Source organism: Vibrio sp. 10N.222.48.A3 (assembly GCF_041475345.1).
GTDB lineage: Bacteria > Pseudomonadota > Gammaproteobacteria > Enterobacterales > Vibrionaceae > Vibrio > Vibrio tasmaniensis_A.
In genome coordinates, this window is sequence record NZ_JBFRVX010001543.1 from 1 (window position 1) to 295 (window position 295).

General features: G+C 40.0%; 1 pseudogene. It reads left to right on the forward strand.

What is annotated here, in order from left to right:
- Positions 1 to 243 (forward strand): annotated as a pseudogene (locus AB4653_RS27630) (sodium:proton antiporter); the annotation flags it as partial.
- Positions 244 to 295 lie beyond the last annotated feature (52 nt).

Sequence of the window (295 nt, forward strand, 5' to 3'; positions counted from 1 at the left end):
AGAACTTACAACCCATGGTCGACTAAGATTCTAACTTGGGGTGGTCTACGCGGAGGCTTAGCTCTAGCTATGGCACTTTCAATCCCTTCAGGTATCTGGGTGATTGAAGACAAAGCAATAGATGTTAAAGAGATAATCCTCGTTATGACCTATGCTGTTGTTGTGTTCTCTATTCTGGTTCAAGGATCAACAATCACTCCAATGATAGAAAAAGCGAAACAAGCTGAGAAAGAATTGGATTAATACCTAAAAATATAAACGAAGGTCGCTTAGTATAAGCGGCCTTTTTTGTACC